Here is a 25,340-nt window from a genome sequence, read left to right as displayed (position 1 = left end):
TTTCAAGCAGCCAGCTTTTCGCCCAGCACATCCTCCAGCAGATCGTCGATCGTCGTGAACTCAGAGAGCGCTCGAAGGATGATGTCGATGGCATATTCCAGAATTTCCCGCTTGATGAAGCCCGGAAGGAAGGGCACCGGAACAATATCGCCCAGAAACGACGCCAGATATTCCTTCATGCCCTGGTAAACCTCGGGGCTGATAACGGAATCGCCCTTGTTGACGATGCTGACGATTTCCTCCGGCACGACCCTGAAAACGTTCCGGTCTATCGATTGGACAATCTTCAGGAAAATCTGCCGCTCCGATCCATCGGATACGAAAGGAATATCGAGCTTGTCGTCCATCACGACGGCAAGTTTTTCCTGCTGCTTCGCACTCAGGAAGTATTCTCGCTCCCGGTCCTTTTCGGCCTTCTTGACGCTCGGCTCCTTGCGCTCGGACACGGCGATGCCGTTTGCCGCCGCTTCGATCGCCGCTAGGAAGGCTCTCGCATAACCTGCGATTTCATGCGCGCGATCCTGAACGTTCACCGTCCTTCGCGCTTCGACGAAATCCTGTTTCTTGTCATTTACGTAATATGAAAGGCCATGGCCCTCGCCGTTGAAGTCGCCGTCGAGCATGCCTTCGACCAGGATTTTCAGCGCGTTTTCCGTCTCCAGGACCTTGTCCGGGTCCTTCACGAAGTCGATTCCAAGCTTGTCGCTTTGCCTTTGGTAGTTCTTGAGCCAGGTCAGTTGCACATAACCCCGGCCGTAGTACGAATGGTCGTGAGGTCCGGCGGGCGCGGCATAGGTGCGGTTTCTCAGCTTCTGACGCGCCTCTTCGTCGCTGTCGGCGAAACTTTCCCGAACCGGCGCCATGTTGCGCCCGACTTCGGCAAAGACGGTCGCCAGCACATAAGCCAGTTGAGCGGGCGGGTTTTCGGCATGATTTTCGAACCAGTGGTCGAGGATCTTTCCGATATTGGCAACCGCGCTTTCGCCGATACTGCCGTTGAAGATAGGTGGGCGAATGTAATCGAAAAATATCTTACGATTGAAGTCCATAGCTGTGCATCCCGCGCTGCGAAGTCTTGCCGGAAACGAACCGTGTCCGCCCGGCGCCATGGATGAACTCTATCGCAGGTTGCGGGAGCGGGGATTATTTTGCCGGAGAAAATCTCAGTGACAGGCACGACATGCCACCATCGAGCCTGGCCGCTTCCGAGTTGCCGATCTCGCGTATTTCATATCCCGCATTGGAGAGACGTTCCGCGGTCTTCGGGAATCCCGCCGGAACGAGCATGAGATCGTTGAAGCGGATGGAATTGGCCGCCGCCTCCTCGCCCTCGCCCGTCAAGATCACGCGGTAGCCTTCGAAGCAGCCGCTCGCCGCAAGCCGCTCGGTCGCAAGGATCGTCTCCTCATCGACGAGCGAACAGTCCGTCTTGAAATGCAGCACGCCTTCCGGCGTTTCGACCTCGCGGACCGCATAACCCCAGCGTGAAACGAGTCCGCGAAGTTCCTCGATACCGGCTCCATCCGTTCTTGCCGACCGCCCGACGAGGATTTCGCGTTCGGTCGTCAGAATATCGCCGCCCTCGATGAAGCCGGGCCCTTCGATGGCGAGCACATCGCCGTAGAATTTACGCAAAACCGGCGCCATCGCCGCCGCCTCGCCAAGACGCGACGGTGCGCCGGGCCGCATGACGATCGCGCCCTCCGGCAGGCAGAGTGCGGTATCCTCAACGAAAACGGCGTCGGGATAGTCTTCGAGGGGCTCCAGCACCGTCACTTTCGCGCCGGTCGACCGAAGTACTTCAACGTAATCTTGATGATGCGCCCTAAAGCGTTCCAGGTCGGGTGCGCCGGTATCGACGGCCCTCAATCCTTTGGTGACACTTATCCCCGGTGCCCGCGTGATCGCATGGGTGAAAGTGTGGGACATGGCGGCCATGGCGCGCTCCATCAAAGCTGGCAACGAAAGGAATTCAATTCGGACGATTTGGCGTCCTATCCGGACATTCTGGAATTCTCAATGAACTTTTTCGCCGATGGCTCAGGACGGGGTTCCCGAGAAGGGGCCGCGCTCGCCGTGATAGCGCGGTTCGTCGCGCTCGCAGTCGAAAGTTCGCGCGATCTCATCGGCGACCCGGCGGGCGATTTCATTGGCAGCCCGGTTCGCCCGCGCATCCACGTAGCCCGCAACGCAGCCTTGCTCTGGCTCCGTTTCGGCGACCGTTGAAATCACCAGAACCTGGCCGCGATGGCTTTCATCCGCCGAACCGGTGTTCGGATCGACGTTGTCGATGAACCACCTCAGGATCGTGGCGTAGGGCCGGCCGTCGGCGAGCCGCCATTCGATCGTGTCGCTGGCCGAGTTCCATTCCGAAAAACTCTGCCAGTAATCGCGCCTCGGCCCGATGCCGGAGTGGCTGAATGTCGCGGATTGCCTCAAGTCGCCTTCCGCGAAGTGGACGACATAAGTGCCGTATCCCGGGCACGTCTTGGCAACGGACATTCCCTCTTCCGTTTTCCTGACGAAACCGCATGAATGTTCGAAATCAAGTTTTGTATAGGCACTGGATATATCCTGGGCGGCCACGTTATTTATGCCGACATAGCTGACCGCAAACAAACTCAATACGAACGACGTTTTACCGAATACAAATTTACGGTTCGCCATTTTAATATTTTCCCCTGCGATCCAGGCACGTAGCTTGGCGATATGCCAGTCATTACTGTGGCAGCGGCACCGAGCAGATCATCTGCGTATGCGAACTATTGACGTAACAATACGGCGGAATCGGTCCCGAGGGTATGGGGTAGACATAGACCGGCTGCGCCGCTGCCGCGCCCGCTGCGCCCGGATGATAGGTATACGGATACGGGTAGTATGGATGATACGGCGGATAGGGGGATAAGGCGAAGCTCGCCCCCTCCTTCCAGAGGCTTGCGAATGTGGACGTGTCGACCTGGCCCGTCACACGGTAGGGTCGGAAATCATGAAAAAAACAAAACCAAAAGTATTTTCATGAGCTTCCCCTTCTCAAGAACGACGTATCTCAGTTTGACTCAAGAACGATTTGTCACCTCTTTTTAATGCTGCCGTTAGGTCATGTGCGATGACAACAGTCCATCGCGCGCTCCAACACATCGAATATTGCAGGCGCATCCATCTGGCTGACGTTGAAACGCATGAGACTCGCCAATGTCCGGGAGGTGCTGCACACGTTGCCGGGCGCAAGGCGTTTTGCTTAGATCAAGCACCATAAAGCAACGACGATCGAACAAACAAATAATACAACAGGCGAAAATTGATAAGTTATTCAGCCCAGAAAGTTAATTTTCATACATCCGAAAATATAAAAGCCCCGCCACCCCAGACACGCCGCATCTTGCCCGACGTAAACACATCGTGGTAAATACTTAATACTTTCCGCCCATGTGGATGGGGGGGCGGAGTGATATCCATGAAGATGTTGCTTGCATCGCTGACGGCACTTCTGCTCGGCGCGACATTCGCCGTTGCAGATCCCCTGCACGATGCCGCCGGCGCGGGCGATGTCGAAAAGGCCCGGCAACTGATCGCCGAAGGCGCTGAACTTTCAGCCCCCGATGACGCTGGCGAACCTCCCCTGCTGATAGCCGCACTTGCCGGACATGAAGACATCGTGGCCCTGCTGGTCGAACAGGGCGCGGACACGAACGTGCGAAACAAGGGGGGCCTGACCGCCCTGCACGCGGCGGCCTACGGCGGGCATCTTGCGATCGTCCGGCGGCTGATGGAAAGCGGGGCCGATGTCAATCAGGCGGACAATTTCTACAAGATGACGCCGCTGCATGCGGCCGCCGAAGAGGGACACACCGATATCGTCGCCTTTCTGATCGACAGGAAGGCGGACATAGAGGCAGGCGAACGCAACGGCTATACGCCGCTGACCCAGGCCGGCTGGCGCGAGCACTGGGAAGCGGCGGGCTTGCTGATGAATGCGGGCGCGCAATGCCAACCGGCGGATGTCGTCGGCGATTGGCTCTTCACCGAGTGTTCGAAACGCCATCAATGAGCGCGGCTTAATCGCGGCTCGAAAAGGTTACGGAGGAGAAGCGATGTTGAAGTACGGTCCGACGAGACGGATTGGCATGAAGGCGACCGCGCTGGCGTTCGCGGCGGTGGTCGCCCTGCCGGCCGCGGCCAGCGAATTCGTCAATACAGGCTATTTCGGCAATGTCGCGATCAAGGGCTACGATCCGGTCGCCTATTTCACCGAGAGCAAGGCCATCAAAGGCAGCAAGGAATTTTCCTACGACTGGCTTGGCGCGACCTGGCAGTTCTCAAGTGCCGAAAACCGCGATCTCTTCAAAAGCGCGCCGGTAAAATACGCTCCGCAATATGGCGGGCATTGCGCCGACGGCGTATCCTTCGGAACGATCACGACGAACATAGACCCGCAGGCCTGGCGCATCATCGAGGGCAAGCTCTACCTGAACTATGATCCCGGTGCGGCCGCGGGCCTTGAAGAACATCCCGAAAAGGTCACCGAATCCCAGAAGCATTGGCCGATGGTCCAGAAAGTCCTGGCCAAGGAGAAACAGGCCGGCGTCTGGAAGTAGAGCGCATCAAGCTTCGAATTGAAGAAAGCGGGCTCATTCCGGCCCGCTTTTTATTGGTCCGAAACGGAAAAATATCTCAGCGCAAACGGGCTGACGTGAACATAGTCCCAGTCGCCTCCCGCGCCTTCCCGGTTCCGGTAGACATAGCCGCAGATTTTGCGATCGAGAAAATTCCCCTCGAACTTCTGGCAAAGCTTGGAGCCGTTCACCTCCACCTCACCGGTCACGGTTGCGTTCACGCTCCTGTAGGCCGTATTCCCAGAATCATCGAAATACTGCATGAAGGCCGCGCCGTTCTTGTGATTTCCGGCCCACGTCTTGCCTTTCACGAGCTCACGCAGCTCGTCGCCAGCAACGCGGTCTTCCTCCTTGCCCTCGAAACCGAATGGCCATTCACTGATGCCGGCCACCCTCAGCCCGTCGATATGGTGCAACCGGTCAACCTCGTTCCAGTAATCGTAGAAATAGCCGTAGTAGGTGAGATTGGTCACCGGAAACAGCTCGCGCAGACGCTCCGCGGCCTTTTGAGCGCCTGGCAGGTTTTCCGTGTGCGAATAGGCGGCCGCCAGATATTCGGGTGCGGGTTCGGCGTTCGGCAGCGCATCCTGCGCGGCCTCTAGGTACGGAATGGCGCGCTCGTGATCGCGTGCAATGTAGTAGACGACCCCCGCCAGAAGGCGCAGCGGCGGCGGCGGTTCGGGATCCAGCCTCAACGCCTTCTCCAGCTCGCGCACCGCCCGCGCGCGGTTGCCGGTATGGACAAGCACAAGCGCCAGATTGGCCAGCGCTTCAGGATCGTTCGGCTGCATTTCCGCCGCCCTTAACGCGGACTGCGTGGCCTCCACCGGCCGCTTGTCGACAAGTTGCAGGAGCGCCAGCACGGAATGGGCGCGGGCATTGTCGGGATCGAGGTTCAGTGCATAACCGGCCGCGTCATAAGCGATCTTGCGGGCAACGGCGGTCGTCCAGATGAAATTGTAATCGTACCGCCAGACATCGACCGCGATCCGGGCGATACCGGCATAGGCGTCGGCGAAATCGGGATCGAGCCGGATCGCCTGCTGGTAGTAGTCAAGCGCGCGGCGATAGGTGTCGACGTCGACGAAATAGAAGCCCTCCTGCTCGGCCCTGAGGTAGTTGTCATAGGCCTCCAGGTTGCCCGTCGGTATGCGCGCCAGGTTGTTTTCCTCGCCACGCGTGAGTTTCACGGCAAGTGACGAAATGATCTGCCCGATGACATCGTCCTGAACCTCGAAGAGATCCGCATATTCGCGGTCGTAACGTTCCGCCCAGAGCGAACGCCCCGTATCGCCTTCGATCAGCTTCACGTTGACGCGCAAACGGGATTTCGCCTGGCGCAGCGAGCCTTCAAGGACGTAGCGCACACCAAGCTTCTGGGCCACCCTGGATAGATCGCCCTCCTCTTCGCCTACCTTGAAGGCCGAATTGCGGGCGATCACGAACATGCCCGAAACCTTGGAAAGCTCCGTTGTGAGATCGTCGGTAAGGCCTCTGGCGAGATGGTCGTTGTCATCGCTGCCACTGACATTCGCGAACGGCATGACGACGATCGAAGGCTTGTCGGGCAAGGGAAGTTTCTCGGTACCGACTGCCGCCGTCCCGTCAACGGGCAAGAGGTCCTGCCACCAGAATGCGACCCCGCCCGCAACCAGAAGCGCCACAACGGCGGTGGCCGCAAGTTTCAGACGCGACTTCGCCCTCGCCGCAGGCTCTTCATCCGACGGTGCGCTTGCAAGTGCGCGGGCCTTGTCGTCCATGACGACGTGATAACAGGCGACAGGCTCTGCGATGTTCTTTACATTTTTTTCGCCGACGAACTCGAAATTGAGGTCGATCTTGCCCTTGACCTGCTGATAGGCCGGCCCCGACATGCAAACCCCGCCCGGCTCCGCCACACCCTCCATCCTCGCGGCGAGGTTCACGCCGTCACCGTAGATGTCCTCCTCGTCGGGAATGATGTCGCCGATATTGATGCCGATGCGATATCGGCATTGCCGCTCTTCCGGCTGCCCCTCGTTATCCTGGAGAAGCGCAAGCTGAACTCCGACGGCAAAGGCGACGGAATCCACCACGCTTGCGAATTCCATCAGCGCGCCGTCGCCGGTCAGCTTGATGATGCGCCCGTGGTGGCGGGCGATTGCCGGGGCGAAAATCATCTTCCGGTGGCGGCGGAAGGCGGCAAGCGTTCCGCGCTCGTCCTCGCCGACGAGACGGGAATAACCGACCATGTCGATAGCCAGGACCGCGGCGAGCCGACGTTCCATGCCGCGCCTCCTTCATCCGGGGCCGGGCATCGGCAGGTTCTTGATCGCTGCCCGGTTTCCCCGCGCATCTCGATTATACAGGAAATTACGCTACGGCGGCGATTACGTGGCCGAACACCGCCCTTCCGCCGCGAATGTTCAAAAGACAATGAGGATGACACCCGCCGCCGCCAGGGCGACCGTCCAAAGCAGATCGAGGTTGATCCAGCCGCGGCGGAGAAACGCAAGGCCGAGCCACTGATAGACGCTCAGCGCGATAACGCCCGTGACCGTGAGCATGGAAAGCGTGTGGACGGTTACGGCGGCGAGCGAAATGACCAGCGAACCCGCCGCCGTCAGTTCCTGCGCCGGCGTTCCCGAAAGGCAAAGCGGGATCAGCACCGGCACCAGCATAAGCCCGGCGCCGTGCGCGGTCGCCATGAGAAACGACCACACGCCGAGCCCGACCATCCCCGTCTGCATGCCGAAGCGCACCTTGTGACGATGGCCATAGACCTGGTGATAAACCGCCCAGAAAATCAGCAAAACGCCGCCGCCGATGCGGATCAGGTCCGCATCGAGGAAGACGCCGAGCCCGACGACGAGCGCGACGGCCGTGGCGATGGCCGCGGCATGGCCCAGCGCGATCGGGATCAGGGACAAAAACACGACGCGCCGGCTGTTGCGGTGCTGGCCGAGAGCGACCGCGAACAGCCAGCCCATGGCGGGGTTGAGCCCGTGATAGGCGCCCAACCCCACAAGTGTCAGCCAGGGCCAGATCGTCATCGCAGCCCGTGTTCAAACCGCATCGAAGCGCCGCCCTACGGATAGCAGTAGGAATCTGACGAGCAGTCCCCGCCTTCAAGGCGCACCTGATGCGGACGATGCCCCTTCGGCCAGTCGACGAAGAACTTCGGATCGAATTCGATGCCGCCGTTTTCGCCGGCGTCAAGCTTCACCATCCAGCCGTCTATGCCTTCGGGATAGAACTGCGGGTCAACCGCGCCATAGAGCGAGTTGGTGAAATAGATCCGCCGCCCGTCGCGGCTGATCTCCACCATCTGCGGCCCGCCGTTCAGCGCCCCGTTCGCCGCACCCGGATGCGTCGCCTTCGAGACGATGCCGCCGATGCGCACCTTGCCGGTCAGCTTCGGGTTGAAGGGGTCGCTCACGTCATACTGGTGCATGTCGCCGGTACCCCAGCACGAGACATAGAGGAAGCGGTCGTCCATCGAAAGGTCGATGTCGGTGACAAGCGGCGGCACCGCCTTGAAGCCTTTCAGGAGCGGGGGCAGCTGATCGGGATCGGCGGGTTCGGCCGGAATATCGATCACCTTCTTGATCGCCCATTTGTTGCCCTCCCTGTACCAGGTCCAGATGGACGAGGAGAGATCCTCAAGGCTGATGACCACGCCGACGAACCCGTAGGCTTTCGTCGGGTCGTGCGCGGGGCGAAGCTCGAACACGAGCTGGTACTTGTCGCCCAGGTCGATTTCCTGCAGGTGCTTGCGCTTGTGCAGGTCCCAGAAGTGAATCCGGCGGCCGTATTTCGCTCCGAGCAGCACTTCCGGGATCAGCCCCCCCTCGAAGGTCTTGGGCGTTCCCCATTCGCTGGTGACCATCGTGTCGAAACCGAGGTGCCACCAGAAATCGTAGGCCAGTTCCTGGGGACCGCGTTCGACTTCCCAGCGCCCGCGCACCTCGAAGGTTTCATGGTCGACAAGGAAAATTCCGCCCGGCCCGTCCCCTTCCGGGTTGCCGAGCGCGCTCACGTAGATCCCTTCCGGGCCGCAATGGATCGTATGCAGACGTGAGTAGCCCGTCTTTTCCGCAATCTCCTCTGCCTCGATCGTCTTGACGATCTTCGGATGCTTCGGATCGGGCTTGATATCGAGGAAATGCAGCCGGGACGAGCGCAGACCCGGCACCACGAGATAGCGCCGTTCCGAATGCGGATGCGGCGCATTGGGGCACAGGCACGAGCTGCAGGCGTTCCAGCCGAAGTGATGCAACTCGTCGCCGGCGCCAGGCATATCCGTCTGCCCGACGATAGAGCCGTAACTGCCCGAAGCGGGGTCGACGTCGACGACCGCGATCGCATCCGGTTTCTTCCGGTCCGGATCGAAAGCCGCCACATAGGCAAGCTTTTCCTGCGGCGCCTTCATGGCCATGCGGGGGGATGGATAAAAACTGGGGTCAGGAGTCCATGTCGCCATTGTCTGCCTCCCTTGAGACGTTCGAGCGACCAAATCTGCGGAAGGCGTTATGGTTCGTATTCGCGTATTTTCCTTCCGCAGCGGAAAATTAACATAAACAAAGACCTTTGTATCGATTTGCCCGTTCCGCTCGCAGGGTCTTTTGCGGATTTTCGACGCGGCGATCGTGCTTACGCTTTTGCAGCTCCCTTCGGAGGGCCTGCGCGGGTGTGGCGGCCGGTCATGCGCCTGATCGCCAGCGGCAGGAAGTGCCAGAGGTAGAGCACAAGCGAGACGGCGAGGTTCGGAATGGAAAGCGGTGCCATGAAAGCAACGCCCTCCCCCTCGTGGTAACGCGGGTTGATCGCCAGAAAGTATCTCACATCCTCATGCGTGCTCTCGCGCCAGGCAACTGCATCTTGAGCGCTCTCGCGGGTGATCCACCGGTCGTAGAGGATCAACGGCTCGCTCGGATCGACGGGTTCGTCTTCACTGGTGCGGGCCAGGAAGATGAGAAGCTTGCGCCAGCGCAACGGTATCTTTCGTCCAGGATAGGGGTAACAGCGCCAGAAATACTTGCTCATCATGTGAAAGCTCGATGGATGAACAGCGATTGTGAAGAGAACGACCGTTCGAAAGGGGTGACACGCCTTGTAGCGAAAGGCTTCCTTGGCACCGAACCACAGCGTCATTCCCGATCCGCGATAGGCAGGAAGGAGCCCCGCCTCGGCGCGCAAAACCGCAATCACCCGCCTGTTGTAGCGGCGTTCAAGCACATGCACGGCGCAATAGCCGACAATATGCCCGAACTCGTCCCGATAAAGCTGGATACGGCTTCTTCTGGCATCGTCGCGCATCAGGGCCTTGGCGAAATCCTTCCGGTCGACACCGGCAAATATCGCTTCGTGCACCGTGAACAACCGGTCGAACAGCTCTCGCCGCTCGGGCGGCGAAAGCGTACGCGGATCGACCGCTTCCGCCTCAACGACCTTCAGCGGCGGTTCTTTTGCCGGCTGTTTCGAGTTCCTCATAAAGGCTCCGGATTTCTTGCTCATAGCGCTTTTCGATCGCGTGCCGTTTGACTTTCAGCGTTGGCGTCAGGATGCCATCCTCTATCGTCCATGGAGAAAGCGAGAGGTATATGGCCCGCACTTTAGCGTAGGCTGGCAGGTGAGCGGTAAGGCCGTCTATTCTTTTCAGAACGGCACATCGCGCCGCCAGGCTGTGCGGATCTTTAGGGCTCAGCCCGTTGGCTTCGCAAAACGCCGCCCATTCGCCGGCATCCAAGGTCACGACAGCGGCAAGGCAGGGTCGGCTATCGCCGATGACACAGACCTGCTCGAACAGCCGGTCTGCACGGATCGCCGCTTCGATTTCCCCGGGTGCCACGTTCTTTCCGGTCGAAAGCACGATGAGATCCTTCAGCCGCCCGACGATGAAGACGCGGCCGTCGCGGATTTCGGCAATATCGCCTGTTCTGAGCCAGCCATCCTCCGTGATCGCCTCACGCGTCGCATCGGGTGCCTTCCAGTACCCCTTCATGAGCGAAGGCGAGCGGACGAGAAGTTCGCCCCCCTTCCCTATCTTCACCTCCAGGCCGGTCAGCGGCCTGCCGACCGAGCCGGGCAGGCTGTCTTCAAGCGTCGTAGCGGTTACCACGGGCGAGGCTTCCGTGAGGCCGTACCCTTCCACGAGAGGCAACCCCAACCCGATGAGGAAATGACTGACGTCGACGGTCAAGGGCGCACCGCCGCTGACGGCGACCCGCAAGCGCCCACCGAAGGCTTCAAGCACAGGCGCGGCCACCAGACGGCGCAGCAAGGGCCACAACACGAGCCTTTCGAGCATGCCCGGACGCGCGCCCCTTCCGTGGCGCGCCTCGAACAGTCGCCAGCCGAGTTCCGCCGCGCGACCCATGAGCGCTCGTTTCAGGCCGCCCGGCGCCTTGCTAAGGATCCCGTCATGAATTCGCTCATAGAGCCTCGGCACCGCGATCAGGATCGTCGGGCGAATGTGGCGCAGATCTTCCCGCAACGTTTCGATCGACCGAGCATATGTCACCGAAGCTCCGCCCATCATCGCCAGGTAATACCCCATCGTCCGCTCGAACGTATGGGCGAGCGGCAGGAGCGAAAGAAAGACGTCGCTCCTGAGCGGCGGGATAAATTTCGTGACCGCCTCGGCGTTCCACAAAAGCGCCTCGTGCGTCAGCATCACGCCCTTGGGAGGCCCTGTTGTGCCAGAGGTATATACAAGGGTTGCGATATCGCCGCTTTCGCAAAGCGGCGTGGCATCGCCCGCAGGGACATCATCGCCCAACTCGGCGAATGCGATGACCTTCGGTTTGGAAGGCATCTCTTCTTGCGTCGCGGACGACCCGTCGCGAAGCCAGACATATTCAAGCGTTCCGCAATCCTCAAGGTATGGCCGGATGGCGGCCCAGCGCGCTTCGTCGTCCGTGAAAAGAAGCCGCGCACCGGAATCCTTCAGGATAAAAGCGACCGACTGCGGGCTGTCGTGGGCATAAAGCGGCACCGTTATCAGAGCGCTCGCCATGGCGGCGATGTCGAAGACCACCCAGTCGGTACCATTCGCCAGCAGGACGGCGGCACGGTCTCCACGCTTGAGCCCGAGAGTTTCAAGGCATGAACGGAAATGGCCGACCCGATCCGTCATTTCGGACCAGTCGAAATCCGTCCATCGCCCGCCACGAAACTCGCGATAAGCGCAGTCGTGCGGGCATCGACCGGCGCGCATATAAAAGAGGCCCGGAAGCGTGCCGGCCTCTTCGCATCCGATGATGTCGACCTTGCCCGCGGATTGCTCAACCATTTCCCAAGTATGTATGGCAGAAAAGGTTCGTCCTTGATCGAACGCAACCGCAGGCCGCTCGCCAGGCCTTGGGCGGGATTTACTCCGTCCTGCCGGCGAGGCTCTCCAGAAGATCCGGCTTGAGATTGAAGTGCTTTCGCGCTTCCGCCAGCACGCTTTCGTCGAGCGTCGGCGGATCGAGGTCGACGCCTTTGCCGAAACATCCGACGATTTCCTTCATCGCCGCGATCCGGGCGTACTTCTTGTTGTTCGCCGGGATGAGATGCCACGGCGCAACGGCCGTCGACGTCTTGTCGAACATTTCGTCTATCGCCTCGGAATATTCGTCCCAGTGGCTGCGGTTCCTGAAGTCCTCGTAGGAAAGCTTCCACCGCTTGAGCGGGTTCTTCACGCGCTCTTCCAGGCGTGCAAGCTGCTCCTCCGGCGTGATATGGAAGAAGAGCTTGACCACGCGCGTTCCGTCATCGACGAGCATTCGCTCGAAATCGTTGATTTCCCGATAGGCCGCCTGCCAGCGCTGCCTGGGCGTCAGTTCCTCGACGCGTTCCACAAGTACGCGCCCGTACCATGACCGGTCGAAGGCGGTAATCGCGCCGGATGGCGGAAGGCGTTCCATGAAACGCAGCAGATGGTGGCGGGCAAGATAATAGCGGCGCGGCGCGCCGATCGGCCAGACCTTGAAGCTGCGCGGGTCCAGCGCCGCCGAAATCCGGCGTATCGTGCCGCCCTTTCCGGCAGCGTCCCACCCTTCCAGCACAATCACGCCCGACTGGCCGGAAAAAAGATAGGCCTGCTGGATTTGCGCAAGCTTGCGTTGAAGCTCCGCGAGCTTTTTCTCGTAAGTTTCCTTGTCGAGACGCAGGTTCATATCCGCGTTTTTCAGCTTTGGCACCCTCTCGGAAACATGTTTTGTCATCTGCCCGCGTTCCGCTCTTCCATGAACATGGCAAAAGACTACCGCGCACAGCAGCATTTCAGCACCTCGTAGTTCTACTGCGGTGCGGAAGGTTTCTTGCCGTTATCCGAAAATGATCAGCGCGATCCCGCAAACCACGAGCAAAGCGCCCGCCCAGGCCTGCGGACGTGGCATCGCACCTTTGGTCAGCCAGATCATCGGCAGGATCAGCACGGGCGAAAGAGAACCAAGCACAGCCGCGATCCCGGTATTGAAGTTCGCCAGCGCATAGAGAAGCAGGCTGACGGCGACCACATAGCCCATGACGCCGGGCAGGATGGTCCAGGCGACAAGCCTTGCATCGGGCTTCATAAGGGGCTCGAACGATTTTGCCGGCCAGAGCGCGACCAGCGAAATCGCGAAGGCTCCCCCGCCGGTGCGAAGGGCCGAGACGGCAAGCGGATCGGTTCCCGATAGCAGAACGGGCTTGAGCGCAATCAGGCCCGCCGCATGGGATGCCGCCGCGACGAGCCCGAAAATGACCACGCCGGCAAGCGTACCCTCCACTGGCTCCAGTTCCTTTGAGTCCGACCGCCCGAAAAGGATCGCCAGGCAAAGTCCGGCAAGCGCGAACCCGGCTCCAAGCAAGGCGGAGGGAGTCAGTGTTTCTCCAAGCAGCCAATAGCCGAAGATTGCTGAAATCGGTGCGTTCATCGACATCAGAAGCTGGGTGCGCCTCGGTCCGCCACGCCGCAGGCAAGCCGCCATTGCCAGATTGCTGATGAGCACGCCAAACAGGATGCTTCCGGCAAAACCCGACCAGTGTCCCCAATCGACCGTCACCCAGCCTCCCGCCGCGGTGACGAGCGCGGCGAGGATCGCCGAGGAGCTGATGAGCTGAACCCGCGTGAACTCGAACGAGCCAAGCCGCATGGCCGGCACATGAGAAATGAGGCCCGCCGCCGCCCACGTGAAGGAAGCGCCAAGTGCTGCGGAAAGTGCGAGGATCGCCATTTGCGGATCGTCCCGTCGATGCTATCAATTGCGTAGCAAACGGATACACGAATGAACCAGGCATTGCTACGTATAATGTAGCAAGAGGAGTAACATGATCGCGATCCCCCTTCCCGGCCAACCGGTGCGCGGCTCGAAATCCGGCGAGCCGATCATGGCCGTCTTCGACCTTCTGGGGCGCACGTGGGCGATGGGCATTCTCTGGACCCTCAACAAACACGGGCCCAGCACCTTCAGGGGCCTGCAGGAACTCTGCGGTTCGGTATCGCCCACCGTTCTCAACAAGCGGCTGAAGGAACTCCGCGAGGCGGGCCTCGTGGAACGCTCGGAAAATGGATACCGGGCAACCGCGATGGGAGAGGAGCTTTACTCGATGCTTGTTCCCCTCGGCGCCTGGTCGCAGAAATGGGCGGAAGTTATCGGGCAGAAATGAACCTTCGTTTGGAACGGCCTTGCCAGGCCAAATGCGCCGCAGCCGTAGCGAACATCAAAGCAAGCAAAAGCCCCACACAATCAAACTGATTCAAATATTTCTTGATGATATTATATGCCTCTAATAACATATTTTTTATTGATATTAGAAAGGCCTATTGTCATGACCATTCGCATTTACGGCGACATCGCTATAGACAACTACGAATATGAATTTACGGACAAATATTCCGGAAAATATTGGGAGTATTTACGTAGTTCGGACGAGGAGGCGTTTCCCTATCCGGCGCTCGAAAATCGCTTCCCAAATCGGTTTGTCGCGCGCCATTTCGGCGGAGCTTATCTGCTCGAGCGCGGAATATCGATGGCGCTAACAGTCTGGAAATCAGGCTTCAAAACCGACCAAGTTCTCGCAAGCGAGGAACCATGGAAAACGAATTTCAAGGGACTGAAGGCGGAGCGCGAAAAACTGGCTGCTGATCCCAATGATTTTCGTGATTTCCTGAACCTCCACTATCGCCTGAACAAAGGAAAAGACGGATCCTATCGGATTACCGAAAGCGGAAACTCCGGGTTCACCTTGCCGAATAGCCGGCATAAGAAAAATAATCTCTTACGCCATCTTTTTGAGCCACCGGCGGAAGGCAACGGTGAGGTCAATCCAAACTCTCCGAGAGTGGTATTCGAAAAGGACAAGGATCCTAAGCTTCTAATTTTCAATGATTGCGGAACGGAATTGAGGCGGAACGGAATTGAACCTCTAAAGGAAGAGCTAGCCGCATCTGAGGAAAGAATCGCACCATGGGTGATAGTCAAGACGCATGAACCCGAAACAATATTTCCTGAAACCAATAACAGTTCTCCCGACGAGTTTCCATTTTATGAGGACCTTCTAGAATGTTGTTCGAGCCGTACGATACTCATCATGGACGCTCAGGATTTACGCAGGAGAGACCTTGCAATCACTCGTTCTCTCTCCTGGGGCCAATCGGCAAAAGACATTATCAGACATATTGAAAGCAATCGTATCCGATACCTTCCGAAGCATCTAATCGTGACTTTCGACTATGACGCCACAGCCTATTTCGAGATAAACAGGAAAAATGATCAGATAGTCGTCGAGCGCTCCGTCCTGCTTTTCTCGATCAACCGTAGCGAAGGAGAATTCCGCACACGATTTGATGGTTTCATGCCTGGCGCGCAATCGATTTTTACCAGCGCTTTGGCGGCTAACATTTATCACATATTGCAAGACAAGGGACGTCTATCCTTTGAGAACGGCGAAATAGAAATATTGCTCACATATTCGCTGATAGCAAAGCAACGTGTTCTTCAATGCGGATTTAGCCCGGTAAACGAAGAAAACATGTTTGAAAAGATAGGTACGCGAAAGGATATCAAGGAACAGATTACGAACCTGACATTTCACGAGTCTGTTTTTGCGCTTCCCGCCAAGGATAACTCGAATGCCAAGGCCAAAGAGAGCGACAGGAAGCCCGAAGCTTCAATGCCCAACTCTCATAGACCCGACATATTCGACAATCCCTACCTCCGTGCCATGAATGACAAAGACAAGGCGCGATTAAATAAAGACCAGAAAAACTACGAACTAACATGCCTGTCACTGGATCAGGAGTGGCTTGAGAATCCGGAAAAAGAGCTGTTCGACATACTGGAGCGCGATTTCCCGCAAACCGCCAAACCTTTCATTCAGTATGTTGAGAACGGTAAAACCGTCGCGATACGGAAATCCGGAGAGTCGATCGGGGGAGAAACACAAATAAATTTGCCCATCTGCAACATTGGGAAGATCAAGACAATCTCGCGTCGAGAAATCGAAAGCCTGAGAACAATTCGGCGGCTTACGAATTCCTATATTGCCGATGACCGTCGCGGGAAAACTCCGATAGGATTGGCAGTTTTCGGTCCCCCCGGCGCCGGAAAGGGATTCACGGTCAAAAGCGTTTTCGAAACGTTCCAAAGTCGGGCCAAAGAGCTTACCGACAACAGCTTCATCGATTGCAATCTTGCTGGGTTGAACAATCCGGACGACATTGCGCCGTTCTTCCAGAAAGCGCGGGATTTGAGACTGAAAGGCAAAGTGCCAGTCCTTTTTTTTGACGAGTTTGACTGCACGGTCGGAGATGAAAAGCTTTTCTGGCTCAAACGCTTTCTCGCCCCACTCCAGGACGGTGTGTTCACCTCGGGTCACACGACGCACCCAATCGGAAAATCCATATTCGTATTTGCCGGCGGGACGACACACTCCTTCGACGAATTCAAGAAACTGGCAGAACAGGATCCCGCGACGAAGGGAACGGACTTTTTGAGCAGACTGCAGGCGCATATCGACGTGCAGGGGATCACACCCAAGAAACCCTATGAATCTTCGCAGATGTTCTCCAACTCCGCCGCACGCAGGTTTGCCATGAAGCGCGCTATTGTACTGCGCGACCTTCTCTACATCAGGGCGAAGCATATTTTCGCTGGCCAGAAAACAGACGGAGAAGCCAAGATCGACCACAACGTCGCATCCGCATTCATCCATGAGCAAGGCTACGTCCACGGGGTTCGCTCGATGGAGGCCGTCATCCGAATGAGCACGCTGGATGCCACGCAGAGATTCTCGGCGGAATGCCTGCCCACGGCTCAGCAATTGAAGATGCATGTTTCAGAGGAATTCCACGCCAGAGCGTTCGGAAAACTCGCGTAGCGGCCGCCGGACCGCCCCCTTCGCCAAACCAAAGCCCAAAATAATAGGCGGCGGTGCCGTCCCGGGAAACGGCCCGCCGCCCGTTCAATCAGATGGGCGAAGACGTTTGGATTTTGTCTGCCCGCTCTATATCCGATTGATTTCCACCGGCAACTTTCGTCACCAGATCAGTGCTATGCTAGATTGTAAGAAGCGTTTACTTCGCCTCTACTTTTTATTTTCTTATTTTCTGCGCCTTCCGTCAACAAGTTTAAAGACCGGGGCTGAGCGATAGTTGCGGCTTACCAGTCAAGGCGAATGTCGTGCAAATGTCGATACTGACGCACCGGCATCGGCGCGCGGTCTCGTCGATTTCGGAATGAACGTTCTTCGGCGGCGCGATCTCCGCCGCATTGAAATCGGCACTGGAAATAACGCCGAAGCTTGCCCTTGCGAAATCGTTCAGCAGGTCGCCGCCATGAACGAACAGGCCCTCAATTTCCGCCCCGGGCGGTACGGTGGCGATACGCTTCAATTCGGCGGCGGTGACCCTCACGTCATGAATGTCGATGTGCGACGATCAAGGCCGGCTCCGCGAACACGAAAATGCCTTTGCATCAGGCGTCTTTGCCAGGTCGGTTGCCACTGCGGTTTAACTCAAACCGACCGGCGCGATATTTCAACACTGCAGCCAGCACGAAGATTCGCATTCACCTTAAATAAATTTAAAGCTTTATACGAATTTACAGAGAATAGATTGGTTGATAGATTATTAATTCACCACCACCCCTTCGTCACATATCGCAAGGGGAGCGTTAGTAATGAGTATGTGGGAAGGGGTCGTCCAATGTATCGCGTAAGATCGAATACCCTTGAATCTCCTCGAAATATCCTGGAAAATCAAAAGGTTGACGGCCCGAAGCCCTCAGCCAAGACAACCTTGCGCAAAACACTACTGCTTGCTACTGCGGCCGGCTTCACATTTGCGCTGACGGCCTTTGCCGGCCTGCCGAGCGCGGAAGCTCAGAACATGTTCCAGCGCATGAGTGCCAAGCGTTATGGTGTGCCGGCTGAGTGCTTCAACAGCTTCGGCTTCTTCAAACTTACGGCGGAAAACGCGGAAATCTGCACCGATTTCGCAACAGCGGCCACCACCCCCCTGCCGCTGGCGGAAGAAAATGAATCGCGGGATGTAAACGGACGCGTCGTTTCCAACAACACTGGCGGGGGCTCCAGCGGGGGTTCAGGCGGCAACAACGGGGGCTCCGGGGGCGGCGACAACGGCGGCGGCGGCGGAAGCACCGGCGGCGGTGGCGGGGGTACCGGCGGCGGTGGTTCCGGCTCCGGTTCCGGCGGCGGATCGGGCTCAGGCTCCGGCGGCGGCAGCGGAAGCGGCTCCGGGGGCAGCGGCTCCGGCGGCAGCGGCAGCGGCACGGGCGGCGGTGATGGCGGCGGCGGTGCCGGGACGGGCGGAGGAACCGGCACCGGTTCGGGTGGCGGATCGACCGGCGGTTCGGGCGGCGGCAGCACCGGCGGGTCCGGCAGCGGCGGCACTTCGGGCGGCGGCGCTGGCGGCAACGGCGGCAGCGGCGGCAGTTCCGGCGGAGCGGGCGGCACGGGCTCAGGCGCGGGCGGCGGTGCCGGCGGAGGCGCCGGCGGGACTGGCGGAAACTAGAGCCGCCTACCCTCAAACAGATGCCGAAATATCAGCTGAAAATTTGCGGAAGGCGTCCGGTTCGGGCGCCTTCCGTTCGTCTGCCCGGAAAATCGGCCATTTGGCATATGTGCAATCAGCCCAAGGCAGCCACGCTTGAGGCGTCCCATTTGATCGCGCCACGCTCAACAATCACTCCAGGACGATCTGCACCGCGGATTCCGCATCTTCACCACGGGTTAGCCCGAGCGCACCCGGCGCGATCAAAAGTTTAGTTCTTGGTTAATGAAACCTGAAATCGAATAGATCTTTGAATCGCACGCTTTGGCACGTCCTTTTGGCATAGAGGACGCAATCACCAAGCGGACTTCAGTTTCGCCGCCGAAAGTACCGCCGCCTTTGAAGTTTACCTTAAATATATTTAAATATTTATGAGAATTTACAACGAATACATTGGTTGATAATTTGTAAATAACCCATAACCTCTCAGGAACGTTCCCAAGAGGCATGATGGTAACGAGTAATTGGGAAGGCGTAGTTCAATGTATCGCGTAGGTTCGAATTCCCTCGAGGGTTCACGAAAAGCCCTGAGAACTAAAGAAACCGGCGGTCGGAAGTTTACAGCCAGGAAAGCAGTGCGCAAGACAGTGCTGCTGGCATCGGCTGCCAGCCTGACCTTCGTATTGGCCTCGCTCGCAGGTTTGCCAAGCGCCGATGCGCAGACAATCTTTCAGCGGATGAGCGCCAATCGCTATGGCGTGCCGATGGAATGCTTCAATAACTTCGGCTTCTTCCGGCTGACTGCGGAAAACGCAGAAATCTGCACCGATTTCGCGACCGCTGCGATCAGTAACCTGCCGTTGGCAGACGAAAATGAATCGCGAAATATAAACGGACGCGTTGTCTCCAACAACACTGGCGGAGGCTCTGGCGACAGCGGCTCCGGCGGCGGCGGCAATGGCGGCTCCGGCGGCGGCGGCAACGGTGGTTCCGGCGGCAGCGGCAACGGTGGTTCCGGCGGCGGCGGCAACGGTGGTTCCGGCGGCGGCGGCAACGGTGGTTCCGGCGGCGGCGGCGGCAACGGTGGTTCCGGCGGCGGCGGCGGCAACGGTGGCTCCGGCGGCGGCGGCAACGGTGGTTCCGGCGCTGCTGGCAATCCCGGCAACGACTCGCCCGTAGGCAACGCTGGCGAGGACCCCGGCAAGGGCGGTCACTCGGCCGACGACGGCAACACCGGAAAGGGCGGCGGCCATGGTCGAGGCGGTGTGGCCGGCAAGAAATAGCATCCCTTTCGCGCCCTCGGGCACATATGCCCGGGGCCGGATTTAGGAAAACGTTCGGGAGGCGTCCGATCAGGATGCCTCCCGTTTGGCTTTATCCGGAAAATCGGCCTTGCGGCTTATGCGCAATCAGCGCAAGGCAGCCACGCTCGAGCCGGTTTTCGTGTCGGCGCTCGCCGCCAGCGGCCCTTTGAGAACCAGCCCCCAGGACGATTTGCGCCGCGGGTTCTGCATCTTCACCACGGTATAGCCCGAGCGCTCCCAGGTCCTGAGCGATCCCCTGAGATTATCGAGGAAATAGTCGCCCTCACCCGTGCGCAGGACCAGCACGACATGATGCTGCGCACTGCCGGTCAGGACCGTGGCGAGCATCAGGTCACGAGCCGGGACACCCGCTTCGATCAGCTGCTTCATCTTGAGAAGCGAGTAATCCTCGCAATCGCCCCGGCCCTTGCGCGGCAAGGTCCAGAATTCCTCGCGTCCGTAGAGTGCCGCATCCGTCGCGGAGCGCACGCTGCGATTGACGCTCGAATTGATCTTGCGCGCAAGCTGAAGCTTTCTGGAATCGCTGACCTTCCCGCCCCTGCTGGAGCAGGCCCAGCGGTAGCGTCCGCATACTGCCGCGAAGCCTTTCGGCGCCTTGGCCGATTTCTGAATCTTGAGCGCCTGCACTGCCTGTGCCGGCGACACGAAAGGGTTGATTTCCTGGGGCGTCAGAACGCAAAACACATAAAACGCCGCAGCAGCCGCTGCGAGGCGGCCGAACCTTGCAGGAAAGTACATTGATTTTCTCCCCGAGTTCGACAGGAGCGAGGTAGACTCGCCTCAGGCCGAGATTCGGGCACAAAAGTAAAATCGAGGTTTATGGGGCCTCGAGGGGACAATTCCTTTTCGGGCGTTGCGCATCAGCCACAAAATTACGCGATATCATACTTCTTTTGTTTTGATGCAACTTCTGGACGCGGGAAATTTCCTTTGTTTTTGGCCAGAAACGTCTCGATAATCAGTCAATCGGGCGATCGGCGCCCCATTTTAGACAAGTTCGATTGATTCAATTTCATATTCGGGATATTTTCCCGTATATGGGACAACAACAACACGAAAATTCAACGATCGACCAGCGTATAGCGGAACGCCTCAAGGTGCTGCGCGGCGAGCGGGGCTGGTCTCTCGATGAGCTTGCAAAACGCGCCAAGGTCAGCCGCGCAACTCTTTCGCGGCTTGAAAACGCCGAAGTCAGCGCGACCGCCAACGTGCTGGGCAGGCTTTGCGCGGCCTACCAGCTGCCGATGTCCCGGCTGATCCGCATGGTGGAAGACGGCTTCGAAGCGCTGGTGCGCCGCGATGCCCAGCCCTTCTGGTCCGACCCGGAAACGGGTTTTGCGAGGTTAAGCGTTTCCCCGCCCGCCGCCTCGCTAGCCGGCGAACTTCTGGCGTGCACGCTGCCTGCTGGCGTGGTGATCGAGTATGACGCGCCGCCGCGTCCCGGCCTGGAGCATCATCTCCTGCTGATCGAGGGCCGGCTGGACGTCACCGTCGAGGGTGTCGGCCACGAACTGACCCCGGGCGACTGTCTGCGCTACTGCCTGTCGGGGCCTAGTACCTTTTCAACGCCCGAGGATCAGGGCGCGAAGTATCACCTCTTCATCGTGTGAGGCACCATGCCGGAAAGATCAGCCGCCGAAATCTCCATCCTGCCGGCGGGAGGCGTCGAGCCCCGTTTGGGCGAACTCGCCGCTCTCATGCGCGATTGCGTTCACGCCGGTGCCAGCATCAATTTCGTCCTGCCGTTTTCAATGGCCGACAGCGAGGGTTTCTGGCGAACAAGGATCCTGCCTGATGTTCGCGCCGGCACACGCGTCCTGTTCATCGCCGAAGTGGACGGTCGCATCGTGGGTACGGTTCAGCTCGACCATGGAACGCCGCCCAATCAACCCCATCGCGCCGAAGTCGCAAAGCTGATGGTGCATCCCGATTTCAGGGGGCATGGCCTTGCGCGCGGCCTGATGGGCGCATTGGAGGCTCATGCGCGCCGCCTTGGACGCACGCTCATTACGCTCGACACGCGCACGGGCGATGCGGCGGAGCCGCTTTACGCTTCGCTTGGGTATGAAACCGCCGGCATCATTCCCGGTTTCTGCCGGGATACGGTCGAGGATCGCTACGATCCCACGACGGTCATGTACAAGCACCTTTGATCGGCTCCGGCTCTAACCGCTTACCGCGAGGCGATCGCGGTGGCGGCGCCCGCCATCATTCCGGCGCTGCAGCGGTTGGCGATGCGCATCGCCGCCGGGCTTTTCAGGAGAACGCGCAAGCGCGCGGCAAGAAAGACCCAGGCAAGATCGATCGCGATCAGCACCACGACCATCGTCGCGGTCAGTTCCACCCAGCCGGCGATGGTCAGCGACGCGACGTCGATGATCGTCGGCAGAAGCGCCACGTAGAACACCATGATCTTCGGGTTGCCGAGCGTGACCGCAAGGCCGGCGGCGAACATGCGCAGCCCGCCGCGCTTGGGCGGTGTGCCGGACGCCTCGATATTGGCCGGCGCGCTCCACATTTTCCAGGCGAGATAAAGCAGATAGGCAACGCCGGACCATTTGATCGCGGCAAAGACCGGCTGGAACGACTGGGCAAGCGCCGAAAGCCCCCAGACAGCAAGAGACAGCCATATCGCCTCGCCGATCCACATGGCGGCGAGAAACGGCAGGACGTCACGCGCGCCGCGCGCCAATACGCGGGCGACAAGCGCGGCGATGCTCGGCCCCGGCGACCCCGCGGCCACGATCAGGGCCCCGGCGAAAATCAGCAGTGCGGCGATGTCCATAAACCTGTCCGGATAGTGGTGCCGGCCGGGATGGTCCGGCGCGCAGAACTATCCGGCAGACCAGATGCACGGTCAACCGCGAGCTGCCGGTCACACGTCGGACGGTGGCGCAAGTTTTGCAATCGCCCTGTCGATCTCCCGCATCAGGGCTTTCGGATCCCAGGAGACGGTATGCTCCTCACCCCTTGCCGCGATGCGTACGTCATCGGCCCATCGGTTAAGGACACCACGCTTCTGCGCTTCCGAAAGCGTCGGATCGCGCAAGACTTCGTCAGGGTGGCCGTAGGGTATCGCGTATTCGTTAGGAACCGGCGTTTGGCCGGAAACCTGGGGGAGCCTGTCGATCATCGTCGAAGCCTCCTTTTTTGTGTTGGCTCAGCCCGCGATGGCTCGTTCGGAGGGGCCGAACAGGAACCAGAAGATGACGCCCAGTACGGGCAGGATCAGGATCACCAGCGTCCAGATCACCTTTGCGCCCGTGCTCGCGCCCGAACCAATGGTCTTGATTATAGCGTAGATATCGGCTGCAAGCACGAGCAGACCGAGCAACCCGCCAACTTCAATGCCCATCACGCGCCCTTTCCCTGGTTTCACCGATGTAGTTGGGTGCAAGCGTGCTTTCCGGATCGGCCTGATCGCCCGCGCCTGAATGGCCCACGCGTCCAAGTATCGAAGCCTTTTCCTGCTCCATCTTCTTTTTGGCGTAGCTGGAAAGCTTGATGTCGCCGATAAAACTGACCGACATGAAATCCTCCAATATCAGTTTGACTTTCATGCGACGGGACTTCGGCGGACACCGAATTATCATCGGCGTCATCCGCGCCAGAGCGCCTTCCACGAAAGCAGGGTCGCTTTCGTGATGAGAAATCGCTCCAGAATCAATGCGTTGAGCATATCCTTGTCGAGAAATCCGATCCGGATTTCGCGGGATATGCTCTAGGCGGCAAAACCGCCATTTATGCCTGTCGTCCCGCCGCGCACATCTGTTTAACGGTCAGACCAGCGCATCGGTTCCATCACCGGAGGATTGATCGAGTAGAAAATGCGAGCCGCCGGGAAGTACGTCCAAAAGCCTTCCGGCATTTGCCGCTACCTGCGCGGCGAAATCTGCCTTCAAGCTACCTTACGCTGCGGATATTGACTTCGCCGGCAGGGCGGGCTCCCTTCCGCACCGCCTACCACGTCCAAGCGGAAAACGGAGCGAACGGATCCGCCATGTCGATCGAAACCTGGCTTCTCTTCATCGTCGTCACCATCGTGCCGGTGATGAGCCCCGGTCCTTCGGCGATGCTGGCGCTCAGCAATACCCTGCGTTTCGGTCATGGCGCGGCGTTTTTTTCGGCCTTGGGCAATTCGGCCGGCATGATCGTCGTCGGCATGGTCGTCTCGTTCGGCCTGGCAGCGGTGATCGCCGCGTCCGCCGCAGCTTTTCTCCTGTTGAAGCTGCTGGGCGGAGCCTATCTTTGCTACCTCGGAATGCGGCTTTGGCTCGGCAAGTCACCGCTTGCAGGCAGCGTATCGAGCCTGGATGCCTCGCCATCGCGACTGCGCCTCGTATCGGAAGCCTTTCTTGTCGCCGTGACAAACCCGAAGGCCCTATTCCTCATCTCGGCACTTTTTCCGCCCTTTCTCTCTTCGAAGTCGGCGTATCTACCGCAGGTGATCATCCTTTCACTCACTTACGGCGGCATCGTCTTCGCCAAACACATTCTCATTTCTTTCGCCAGCGGCTGGCTGCGCCGTTACCTTCACAACCCACGCGTGATCAGGGTGGTGCGCCGCATCATCGGGTCGATCATGATCGCGTTCGGTGGCTCGCTTGCGCTTTCCTCGCGTTGATCGCGTCTGGATTCTCAGCCGGTTTCATGCCTGAACCGGGCTAGGCTCTTCCGGCTGTCTTTTCCGCACGAGTTCGAACGAACGCAGCTTGAACGCCCTGATCCGGTTCTTGACCGTTCGCCCGCATGCGACCGCGCAAACGACCTTGCCACCCGCGGCCTCGATTGCATCTGAAGCCGCCAGCAAGGTATTGCCGCTCGTGACGATGTCGTCGACGAGGATCACATTGCGGCCCCCAACCTCGGCCGCGATTTTCAGTGCGTCGAAAATCGCATTCCTTTCCCTCGCGCCGGTTCCGGAAACCGGCGGCAGGTCACTGTGAAAGCGCAAGGCGGAGGCTATCAAATCACGCATTTCTAACGTTAGGGAACCTTTGAGCATATCCAGTGTGCGGAAATTTGCCTTTCTTACCGAGTCCCTCGACGGCACGGGAACGAGCAGCGGTTCGGCGCACCGATGTTTTTCATAGACCTTGAGGATGGCTACCCCGAAAAGCTTTCGCGCCAGCGCGACGTTCGATGCATCAATTCTCACGGTCCCCGAATTCAGCGGAAATTCGCAATAGCCGTTTATTTTCCGATGTTTAACGGCGCGGCAAAAATGAAACGCGGCCCAGAGCTCCGGCGTTCTGGGGGCGACTTTCAAATGCGCGAACTGTGAATAATAGGCGCAAAGATAGTGTACCGTGAGCGCGGGCCGCAGAAAGTCGGCCGGCACTCGTCCGCTTGCCTCGGTGGGCATCAATTCTTCTTGTCCTAAAGGATTGGTGTGGAAGTAAATTCTTCTAAAGCCCGTTATTTTTTCGTAATTGAGCTGTT

26 protein-coding genes are annotated in these 25,340 nt (G+C 58.9%); 9 read left to right on the top strand and 17 right to left on the bottom strand.

The window, feature by feature from the left end; genetic code table 11:
* Positions 1-2 precede the first annotated feature (2 nt).
* The 3 genes from GR183_RS01680 to GR183_RS01670 all read right to left on the bottom strand — a co-directional run bounded on the left by GR183_RS01680 (position 3) and on the right by GR183_RS01670 (position 2,502).
* Positions 3-1,049: a hypothetical protein gene (locus tag GR183_RS01680; protein WP_160773843.1), complete on the bottom strand. Its 1,047-nt coding sequence runs from the start codon at positions 1,047-1,049 to the stop codon at positions 3-5.
* A gap of 94 nt (positions 1,050-1,143) precedes the next feature.
* Positions 1,144-1,938: a dimethylarginine dimethylaminohydrolase family protein gene (locus tag GR183_RS01675; protein ID WP_160773842.1), complete on the bottom strand. Its 795-nt coding sequence runs from the start codon at positions 1,936-1,938 to the stop codon at positions 1,144-1,146.
* A 102-nt stretch (positions 1,939-2,040) separates the two neighbouring features.
* Positions 2,041-2,502: a hypothetical protein gene (locus GR183_RS01670; RefSeq protein WP_160773841.1), complete on the bottom strand. Its 462-nt coding sequence runs from the start codon at positions 2,500-2,502 to the stop codon at positions 2,041-2,043.
* Positions 2,503-3,454: 952 nt separating this feature from the next.
* Here GR183_RS01670 and GR183_RS01665 point away from each other — a divergent pair.
* Entirely contained in the window at positions 3,455-4,048 is a 594-nt protein-coding gene (locus GR183_RS01665) for an ankyrin repeat domain-containing protein (protein ID WP_160773840.1), read from the top strand.
* A 43-nt stretch (positions 4,049-4,091) separates the two neighbouring features.
* On the top strand, positions 4,092-4,595 hold the full coding sequence (locus tag GR183_RS01660; protein WP_202395790.1) for a YHS domain-containing (seleno)protein: 504 nt from the start codon (positions 4,092-4,094) through the stop codon (positions 4,593-4,595).
* Between the two features lie 50 nt (positions 4,596-4,645).
* On the opposite strand, the gene GR183_RS01655 is transcribed toward GR183_RS01660, so the two are convergent.
* The 7 genes from GR183_RS01655 to GR183_RS01625 all read right to left on the bottom strand — a co-directional run bounded on the left by GR183_RS01655 (position 4,646) and on the right by GR183_RS01625 (position 13,795).
* Positions 4,646-6,880 (bottom strand): tetratricopeptide repeat protein, encoded by a 2,235-nt coding sequence (locus GR183_RS01655; protein WP_160773839.1) that lies wholly within the window; start codon positions 6,878-6,880, stop codon positions 4,646-4,648.
* Between the two features lie 138 nt (positions 6,881-7,018).
* Complete coding sequence (locus GR183_RS01650) at positions 7,019-7,645, bottom strand: hypothetical protein (RefSeq protein ID WP_160773838.1); 627 nt, start codon at positions 7,643-7,645, stop codon at positions 7,019-7,021.
* Between the two features lie 35 nt (positions 7,646-7,680).
* Entirely contained in the window at positions 7,681-9,075 is a 1,395-nt protein-coding gene (locus tag GR183_RS01645) for a selenium-binding family protein (RefSeq protein ID WP_160773837.1), read from the bottom strand.
* Positions 9,076-9,245: 170 nt separating this feature from the next.
* A complete protein-coding gene (locus GR183_RS01640; RefSeq protein WP_160773836.1) occupies positions 9,246-10,085 on the bottom strand; it encodes a hypothetical protein in 840 nt (279 codons plus the stop codon).
* Entirely contained in the window at positions 10,036-11,886 is a 1,851-nt protein-coding gene (locus GR183_RS01635; protein ID WP_160773835.1) for an AMP-dependent synthetase/ligase, read from the bottom strand. Before GR183_RS01635 ends, GR183_RS01640 begins: the two co-directional genes overlap by 50 nt.
* A gap of 79 nt (positions 11,887-11,965) precedes the next feature.
* The gene (locus tag GR183_RS01630) at positions 11,966-12,802 is read right to left on the bottom strand and encodes a polyphosphate kinase 2 family protein (RefSeq protein WP_160773834.1); all 837 of its coding nucleotides are present in this window, start codon (positions 12,800-12,802) and stop codon (positions 11,966-11,968) included.
* 102 nt (positions 12,803-12,904) lie between these two features.
* Positions 12,905-13,795, bottom strand: coding sequence for a DMT family transporter (locus GR183_RS01625; protein ID WP_160773833.1), 891 nt, complete (start codon positions 13,793-13,795; stop codon positions 12,905-12,907).
* Positions 13,796-13,889: 94 nt separating this feature from the next.
* Between GR183_RS01625 and GR183_RS01620 the strand changes: the two genes are divergently transcribed.
* Entirely contained in the window at positions 13,890-14,228 is a 339-nt protein-coding gene (locus GR183_RS01620) for a winged helix-turn-helix transcriptional regulator (protein WP_202395789.1), read from the top strand.
* A gap of 162 nt (positions 14,229-14,390) precedes the next feature.
* Positions 14,391-16,940, top strand: a complete 2,550-nt coding sequence (locus GR183_RS01615; protein WP_160773832.1) for an AAA family ATPase — start codon at positions 14,391-14,393, stop codon at positions 16,938-16,940.
* A 250-nt stretch (positions 16,941-17,190) separates the two neighbouring features.
* Here GR183_RS01615 and GR183_RS01610 read toward each other — a convergent pair whose 3' ends face one another.
* On the bottom strand, positions 17,191-17,475 hold the full coding sequence (locus GR183_RS01610) for a hypothetical protein (protein ID WP_160773831.1): 285 nt from the start codon (positions 17,473-17,475) through the stop codon (positions 17,191-17,193).
* A 384-nt stretch (positions 17,476-17,859) separates the two neighbouring features.
* Here GR183_RS01610 and GR183_RS21640 point away from each other — a divergent pair, with 384 nt between their 5' ends.
* Together GR183_RS21640 and GR183_RS01600 are read left to right on the top strand one after the other, a co-directional pair.
* A complete protein-coding gene (locus GR183_RS21640) occupies positions 17,860-18,594 on the top strand; it encodes a hypothetical protein (RefSeq protein ID WP_202395788.1) in 735 nt (244 codons plus the stop codon).
* Positions 18,595-19,115: 521 nt separating this feature from the next.
* Positions 19,116-19,856 (top strand): hypothetical protein, encoded by a 741-nt coding sequence (locus GR183_RS01600; protein ID WP_160773830.1) that lies wholly within the window; start codon positions 19,116-19,118, stop codon positions 19,854-19,856.
* A gap of 126 nt (positions 19,857-19,982) precedes the next feature.
* On the opposite strand, the gene GR183_RS01595 is transcribed toward GR183_RS01600, so the two are convergent.
* Positions 19,983-20,636, bottom strand: coding sequence for a transglutaminase-like cysteine peptidase (locus tag GR183_RS01595; protein ID WP_160773829.1), 654 nt, complete (start codon positions 20,634-20,636; stop codon positions 19,983-19,985).
* A 299-nt stretch (positions 20,637-20,935) separates the two neighbouring features.
* Here GR183_RS01595 and GR183_RS01590 point away from each other — a divergent pair, with 299 nt between their 5' ends.
* Both GR183_RS01590 and GR183_RS01585 read left to right on the top strand, forming a co-directional pair.
* Positions 20,936-21,508, top strand: a complete 573-nt coding sequence (locus GR183_RS01590; RefSeq protein ID WP_160773828.1) for a helix-turn-helix domain-containing protein — start codon at positions 20,936-20,938, stop codon at positions 21,506-21,508.
* A gap of 6 nt (positions 21,509-21,514) precedes the next feature.
* Entirely contained in the window at positions 21,515-22,051 is a 537-nt protein-coding gene (locus GR183_RS01585; RefSeq protein ID WP_160773827.1) for a GNAT family N-acetyltransferase, read from the top strand.
* A gap of 20 nt (positions 22,052-22,071) precedes the next feature.
* Here the strand turns inward: GR183_RS01585 and GR183_RS01580 are convergent, their stop codons facing one another.
* From GR183_RS01580 to GR183_RS01565, 4 genes are all read right to left on the bottom strand, one after another.
* Complete coding sequence (locus GR183_RS01580; protein ID WP_160773826.1) at positions 22,072-22,683, bottom strand: LysE family translocator; 612 nt, start codon at positions 22,681-22,683, stop codon at positions 22,072-22,074.
* A 90-nt stretch (positions 22,684-22,773) separates the two neighbouring features.
* Entirely contained in the window at positions 22,774-23,031 is a 258-nt protein-coding gene (locus GR183_RS01575) for a hypothetical protein (RefSeq protein ID WP_160773825.1), read from the bottom strand.
* Between the two features lie 27 nt (positions 23,032-23,058).
* On the bottom strand, positions 23,059-23,253 hold the full coding sequence (locus GR183_RS01570; RefSeq protein WP_202395787.1) for a PLD nuclease N-terminal domain-containing protein: 195 nt from the start codon (positions 23,251-23,253) through the stop codon (positions 23,059-23,061).
* Entirely contained in the window at positions 23,243-23,428 is a 186-nt protein-coding gene (locus tag GR183_RS01565) for a hypothetical protein (protein WP_160773824.1), read from the bottom strand. Before GR183_RS01565 ends, GR183_RS01570 begins: the two co-directional genes overlap by 11 nt.
* A gap of 470 nt (positions 23,429-23,898) precedes the next feature.
* Here GR183_RS01565 and GR183_RS01560 point away from each other — a divergent pair, with 470 nt between their 5' ends.
* On the top strand, positions 23,899-24,522 hold the full coding sequence (locus GR183_RS01560; RefSeq protein ID WP_160773823.1) for a LysE family translocator: 624 nt from the start codon (positions 23,899-23,901) through the stop codon (positions 24,520-24,522).
* A 24-nt stretch (positions 24,523-24,546) separates the two neighbouring features.
* Here the strand turns inward: GR183_RS01560 and GR183_RS01555 are convergent, their stop codons facing one another.
* Positions 24,547-25,263, bottom strand: a complete 717-nt coding sequence (locus GR183_RS01555; protein WP_160773822.1) for a ComF family protein — start codon at positions 25,261-25,263, stop codon at positions 24,547-24,549.
* Positions 25,264-25,340: the final 77 nt, after the last annotated feature.

Source organism: Stappia sediminis (assembly GCF_009826895.1).
GTDB classification, from domain to species: domain Bacteria; phylum Pseudomonadota; class Alphaproteobacteria; order Rhizobiales; family Stappiaceae; genus Hongsoonwoonella; species Hongsoonwoonella sediminis.
Note: the sequence above shows the minus strand (reverse complement) of the source record. Positions and strands in the feature narration are given on the sequence as shown.

Bases quoted from the DNA above. Each gene is read 5' to 3' on its own strand.
- GR183_RS01600 (WP_160773830.1), top strand. From the start codon at position 19,116: ATGTATCGCGTAGGTTCGAATTCCCTCGAGGGTTCACGAAAAGCCCTG.
- GR183_RS01595 (WP_160773829.1), bottom strand. From the start codon at position 20,636: ATGTACTTTCCTGCAAGGTTCGGCCGCCTCGCAGCGGCTGCTGCGGCG.
- GR183_RS01645 (WP_160773837.1), bottom strand. From the start codon at position 9,075: ATGGCGACATGGACTCCTGACCCCAGTTTTTATCCATCCCCCCGCATG.
- GR183_RS01560 (WP_160773823.1), top strand. From the start codon at position 23,899: ATGTCGATCGAAACCTGGCTTCTCTTCATCGTCGTCACCATCGTGCCG.
- GR183_RS01570 (WP_202395787.1), bottom strand. From the start codon at position 23,253: ATGGGCATTGAAGTTGGCGGGTTGCTCGGTCTGCTCGTGCTTGCAGCC.
- GR183_RS01635 (WP_160773835.1), bottom strand. From the start codon at position 11,886: ATGGTTGAGCAATCCGCGGGCAAGGTCGACATCATCGGATGCGAAGAG.
- GR183_RS01675 (WP_160773842.1), bottom strand. From the start codon at position 1,938: ATGGCCGCCATGTCCCACACTTTCACCCATGCGATCACGCGGGCACCG.
- GR183_RS01555 (WP_160773822.1), bottom strand. From the start codon at position 25,263: ATGCCCACCGAGGCAAGCGGACGAGTGCCGGCCGACTTTCTGCGGCCC.
- GR183_RS01575 (WP_160773825.1), bottom strand. From the start codon at position 23,031: ATGATCGACAGGCTCCCCCAGGTTTCCGGCCAAACGCCGGTTCCTAAC.
- GR183_RS01670 (WP_160773841.1), bottom strand. From the start codon at position 2,502: ATGTCCGTTGCCAAGACGTGCCCGGGATACGGCACTTATGTCGTCCAC.
- GR183_RS01620 (WP_202395789.1), top strand. From the start codon at position 13,890: ATGATCGCGATCCCCCTTCCCGGCCAACCGGTGCGCGGCTCGAAATCC.
- GR183_RS01680 (WP_160773843.1), bottom strand. From the start codon at position 1,049: ATGGACTTCAATCGTAAGATATTTTTCGATTACATTCGCCCACCTATC.
- GR183_RS01665 (WP_160773840.1), top strand. From the start codon at position 3,455: ATGAAGATGTTGCTTGCATCGCTGACGGCACTTCTGCTCGGCGCGACA.
- GR183_RS01630 (WP_160773834.1), bottom strand. From the start codon at position 12,802: ATGACAAAACATGTTTCCGAGAGGGTGCCAAAGCTGAAAAACGCGGAT.
- GR183_RS01625 (WP_160773833.1), bottom strand. From the start codon at position 13,795: ATGGCGATCCTCGCACTTTCCGCAGCACTTGGCGCTTCCTTCACGTGG.
- GR183_RS01650 (WP_160773838.1), bottom strand. From the start codon at position 7,645: ATGACGATCTGGCCCTGGCTGACACTTGTGGGGTTGGGCGCCTATCAC.
- GR183_RS01580 (WP_160773826.1), bottom strand. From the start codon at position 22,683: ATGGACATCGCCGCACTGCTGATTTTCGCCGGGGCCCTGATCGTGGCC.
- GR183_RS01615 (WP_160773832.1), top strand. From the start codon at position 14,391: ATGACCATTCGCATTTACGGCGACATCGCTATAGACAACTACGAATAT.
- GR183_RS01565 (WP_160773824.1), bottom strand. From the start codon at position 23,428: ATGTCGGTCAGTTTTATCGGCGACATCAAGCTTTCCAGCTACGCCAAA.
- GR183_RS01590 (WP_160773828.1), top strand. From the start codon at position 20,936: ATGGGACAACAACAACACGAAAATTCAACGATCGACCAGCGTATAGCG.
- GR183_RS01655 (WP_160773839.1), bottom strand. From the start codon at position 6,880: ATGGAACGTCGGCTCGCCGCGGTCCTGGCTATCGACATGGTCGGTTAT.
- GR183_RS01660 (WP_202395790.1), top strand. From the start codon at position 4,092: ATGTTGAAGTACGGTCCGACGAGACGGATTGGCATGAAGGCGACCGCG.
- GR183_RS01640 (WP_160773836.1), bottom strand. From the start codon at position 10,085: ATGAGGAACTCGAAACAGCCGGCAAAAGAACCGCCGCTGAAGGTCGTT.
- GR183_RS01585 (WP_160773827.1), top strand. From the start codon at position 21,515: ATGCCGGAAAGATCAGCCGCCGAAATCTCCATCCTGCCGGCGGGAGGC.